The following is a 5,618-nucleotide window of genomic DNA, read 5'->3' as shown; positions in this document are numbered from 1 at the left end:
AGCACTGCTGTACTGAAAGCCACTGCCAACGGAGGTACTACTTTAAGATGGTTTGCTACGGCCAGCAGTACAACAGTACTTGCCACCGGGGAGACCTTTACTACCCCTGCACTGACTGTTACTACTACCTATTATATAGAAGTAAGCAAAACTGGTTGTGCAAATGTAGAGCGTGTACCTGTTAAGGTAACGGTAACTTCAACACCAACTGCTCCTACGGTAGCAGCTGCAGGTCCTGTTTGTTCTGGATCTTCGGCAACACTATCAGTGAGCAGCCCAGTAGTTGGAATAACGTATACCTGGTATTCTGTTGCTACCGGCGGAACGGTACTGTTTACAGGAAATAGTTTCACTACTCCTGTATTATCTGCAAATACAACCTATTATGTACAAGCTTCAGCAGGCACCTGTACAAGTGCAACGCGTACAGCTGTAGCAGTTACGGTTAATCCGTTGCCAGCTCAAGCAACTGTTAGTACAAACAATGTTTCAATAAGCTCTGGGCAGACAGCAACTTTACTGGCAACTGCAAGTGCAGGAGCAACTATCAATTGGTATGCTGCACCAACCGGAGGAGCTACACTCGCAACAGGTGGCAGCTTTACAACCCCAGCATTAACAGCTACCACTACCTATTATGTAGAAACAGTTAATGCTAGTGGATGTGTTAGTTCCGCAAGAGTTCCTGTTACTGTTACTGTAGTCGGCGGGCCAGTTAATCCAAACTGTAATGCGGCTAATAGCCAGCAAAGTGGCATCGAAGGTATATGTCTGTTATGTGCTATAGTTGATCCAGGTAATTCTGTTGATAATAACTTCACAAATTATACTTCAATAGCGCTTCCAGTAGGTGTTGCTGGTTCAGGGTATCAAAGATTGCTGTTCCCAAGCTCGGGTGCTGCAACCGACAGTATCCGTCTGGATCTTGAAACTCCGACCGGCTTAGCAGATGTAACGGTGTTAGGTGGTATTCAGGTAAGAATAATGAATGGCACATCCGTTGTTAAAACCTATGATCTTAACGCTTCGTTGCTATATCTGAAACTATTAAGCGGTAATAGATTTTCAGCGACATTACCGGCAACGGGCATCTACGATAGAGTAGAAGTTAGGGCTGGTGGACTTGTGTCAGCCTTGGTAAATCTACGTATTTATGGAGCTGAAGTGATTTATCCAAATCCAACTGTTTCTGCAACTGGCCAAACAATCTGTTCAGGATCGGCAACAGTTCTTTCTGCAGCTGCAAACGGTGGAACAACTTTAAGATGGTACACAGATGCCACAGGTGGAACTTTGGTTCATACCGGAGAAAACTTTACAACCCCTGTATTGACTGTAAACACAACTTATTATATAGAAGTTAGCAAAGGAAGTTGTGCGAATAAAACACGTATTCCTGTTACAGTTACTGTAACTACTGCTCCGGCTAAACCTGTAGTAGCTGCAGTCGCCCCTGTTTGTTCAGGGTCTTCAGCTGTAATTCCAGTTACAAGCCCGGTAACAGGCACAACTTATAAATGGTATACTGTCGCAACAGGTGGAACAGCAATTTTCACTGGTGCAGTATTTACAACACCAGCGTTAACTGTAAATACAACTTATTATGTTGAAGCAGCGAACGGTACCTGCGTAAGCGCTACACGTACGGCGGTTGCTGTAAGTGTAAGCCCACTTCCGGTGCTACCACAGATTCAAGCATCTGCTACAACAATTAACCCAGGTCAAACGGCTATATTGACAGCAACCTCTGCAGATGCAAACGTTATATTCAAATGGTATACGTCTGCAACTTCAACAACAGCCATTGCAACGGGACCAACTTACGTAACTCCACCACTTACTGCAACAACTACGTATTACCTGGAGGCAACTTCTAGTACTACGGGCTGTTCAGCACCAAGTCGTGTTCAGGTAACAATTAATGTAAATGGTGGCGGTAGTCCGAACCCGGTTCCTTGTGAAGCTCCAACTTTAGAAGAGCATGGAGTGAGGGGTGTTGCACTTCTTTCGGGGGTGTTTAATCCTGAATTAGCTATAGACAACAATACCAAAACCGGATCTTCTTTAGTCCTTGCAATAGGTGCATTAAATGCATCAGTTTATCAACGTTTGGGCTATTCGAGTTTGTCAAATATTGGTGATACTGTGCGCGTATTGTTAAGTGCCCCAGGAAAATTACTTTCATTGGGCATTCTTTCAAGCATCCGTGTGGGTACTTATGAAAATAATACAAATAACAATGATGGTTTAGCAATAAACGATCCTCTGGTACGTGTGGAATTGTTAAGTGGAAACACTGAAGCGCTAGTTTCATTTGTACCAACAAAAAGATTTAATAAAATTGAGGTTAGCGTAAATTCAGGACTTGCAGGAGTACTGACCACTGTTGATGTAAACTATGCACAACGCGTTCCAGTGGCTCCTGAAGTAACTGTGCCGAATGTTACAGCTTGTGCTTCTCAAACAGCTACACTCACTGTACTAAATCCTAAGGCAGGTATCACATATAAATGGTACAATGCAGCGGGAGTATTCCAGGCAAATGGAACTAGTTTCACAACACCTGCTTTAACTGCTAATACAAGATATTTTGTAGAAGCAAATACTGCCTCTGGTTGTACAAGCTATAGAACTGCAGTCAATATTACAGTTACACCTACACCTCAAACGCCTGTTTTGGTATCAAACGATATTAATACCTGTTTAGGTAACGATGTTACTTTAGCTGTAAGCAATCCGCTTACCGGAATTACTTATAAATGGTATAATAGTACAGGTGTATACCAGGCAGGTAAAGATGGAGTAACCTTTACAGTAACAGGTGTTAATGCAGCTACCAGCTATTCCGTGTCTGCGGTTAATAGTTGTTTAGTTGAGTCTGCAAAAGCAACGGCTAATATTAAAGTAGGTACACTGGATAAACCGGTAATCACACCGGCATCTGTTACTGTTAGATCAGGCGCTCGTGCAATTCTTACTGCTACCTCAAGTACAGCAGGTGCATTGTTTAAATGGTATGATTCTCCAACTTCAACAACAGTTCTTGCCACTACAGCTGAGTACACCACAGACCCATTAATAAATACAGGAACTGTTGATATCACAAGAACTTTCTATGTAACTGCAGAGTTAGCTTCAGGATGTCCGGCTTCAGCAAGAGCGTCAGTAGTGGTAACTGTTACCCCAAATGCATCTCCGACAGACATTCCTTGTGAAGCTGCGACCGTGGATCTTGGATATGGGGTTGATGGTTTGGGCATACTAACAGGGGTATTTAACCCAGAAAAAGCAATCGATGATGATGCAGAAAGTGCCTCTTCATTTGTTATGCCAGTTGGTGCATTGGGCGCCTCAGTTTATCAAAAAGTTGGATTTACAAGCCTATCTAATGTTGGTGATACACTTCGCGTTCGCGTAAGTTCTCCTGGTAAATTATTGTCGCTATCAATTTTATCTTCTGTAGAATTAACAACACTGAAAGCAGGCGTTAGCAATAACGATATGATTGTTGTTAGCAATCCGATTGTTCACCTTGAACTGCTTAGCGGAGACAGAGGCGCAATACTTTCTTTCGTTCCTCAGAAACAATTTGACGGAGTAGAGTTAAGAATAAGATCGGGTGTTGCCTCGGTTCTGAATACACTTGATTTTAACTACGCTCAACGTGCTATTGTTGCTCCAACTGTTCAAAGCGCCACAGTTAGTGCATGCGCCGGTACTTCAGCTACCTTATCTGTACAAAACCCAATTGCGGGTATTGTGTATAGATGGTATAAAGGAACTGAGTACTTAACCGGCAAAGACGGTGCAAGTTTAACCACTGATCCAACACTTGCAGCAGGTACCTATGATTATTTCGTACTTGCATTACGTAATGGCTGTCAAAGTGCTAAAACGAAGGTAACAGTTACCATCCTTGCATCACCAAATGCACCAGTGGCTGCAACAGGAAACCCTGCAACTACTTGTCCTAATACTCCGGTAGCGTTAAAAGTGAATCCTGTAACAGGTGTTACCTTCAACTGGTACGACGCGTTAACAGGCGGTAATCTTTTAGCTTCAAATACCGACACTTATACTACTTCTGCAGGATTATCTGTAGGCAAACATGACTTCTATGTAGAGGCGGTAAATGGTAACTCATGTGTAAATACAACACCACGTACTAAAATTACATTAGAAGTAAATCCAACAGCACTTCCAACTGACATAACTGTTGCCGGAGCCAATGTACCTTTCTGTGCAGGAACAGAAGCAACACTAACGGCTACAAGTACCACCGTAACGTCACCTATATTTACATGGTATAAAGATGCAGCTTTAACTGATGTGGCCTTTACAGGTGCAACATTTAAAACTCCTGTACTTACTGTAACCACAACTTATTATGTAACGGTAAGAGGTGCAAATAAATGTGAGAATACTGCTGCTGCCGCTAAAACAGTGACCTTAACAGTTAACCCACCTGCAACAGCAGCTGATCTTGCGGTAAGTGGAGCTGACGCACCATTCTGTGCAGGTACGATAGCTACATTAACAGCAACTACAACTACTGTTACCAATCCGGTATTTACATGGTACAGCGATGCTGCGTTAACTAATCAGCTTTTTGAAGGACCTGTTTATAAAACACCGGCTCTGACCGCATCAACAACGCTTTATGTAACAGTAAAAGGTTCTAATAAATGCGAAAACTTAAGTTCAGGTGCAGAAATTGTGACCATAACAGTGAACCCTCCTGCAACTGCGGCAGACATTGCCGTTAGCGGAGCAGGAACACCTTTCTGTGCTGGTGCAATAGCAAATCTTGTCGCCAGCAGTACAACAGTAACAAATCCTGTGTTTACCTGGTACAAAGATGCGGCCTTAACTGATGTTGCATTTACGGGAGCAACATTTAAAACACCAGCCCTTACTGCAACTACTACTTATTATGTTACAGTTAAAGGAGGCAACAAATGCGAAAATGCCGCAGCAACAGCTAAGGCAGTTACTTTAACTGTTAACCCGCCTGCACTTGCTGCTGATATAAGTGTAGCTGGGGCTGATGCGCCATTCTGTGCGGGCAATACCGCTAAATTAACGGCAAGCAGTACAACGGTTGCCAACCCTGTGTTTACCTGGTACAGTGATGCTGCGTTAACAAATGCGGTCTTCACCGGAGCAATTTTTAACACTCCGGCACTTACCGCAACCAAAACCTACTACGTTACAGTTAAAGGATCTAATAAATGTGAAAACACTGCAGCAACGGCTAAAGCAATCACATTAACAGTTAATCCTCCAGCTTTGGCAACAGATATTAATGTAAGTGGAGCCGATAAACCATTCTGTGCAGGTACAACTGCTAGGCTAACTGCAAGCAGTACAACAGTAACCAACCCAGTATTTACCTGGTATAGTGATGCCGCATTAACTGATGTGGTATTCACCGGAGCAATATTCAATACACCAGCGCTTACTGCTACTAAAACTTATTATGTAACTGTAAGAGGTTCTAATAAGTGTGAAAACGCAGCAGCTAATGCTAAAGTTGTAACCTTAACTGTTAACCCACCTGCAATAGCATCTGATATTACAGTGGCGGGTGCAGGGGCGCCGATTTGTTTCGGAACAAC

The 5,618-nt window shown here is 43.1% G+C and carries 1 protein-coding gene; it reads left to right on the top strand.

What is annotated here, in order from left to right:
- On the top strand, positions 1–5,618 hold a 5,618-nt coding region (locus tag HQN86_RS07910), incomplete at both ends, for an immunoglobulin domain-containing protein (RefSeq protein WP_449580840.1).

This window comes from Pedobacter panaciterrae (assembly GCF_013204795.1).
GTDB classification, from domain to species: Bacteria; Bacteroidota; Bacteroidia; order Sphingobacteriales; family Sphingobacteriaceae; genus Pedobacter; species Pedobacter panaciterrae.
The sequence above is the reverse complement of the archived record's forward strand: the minus strand, read 5'-3'. Positions and strand labels throughout refer to the sequence as shown.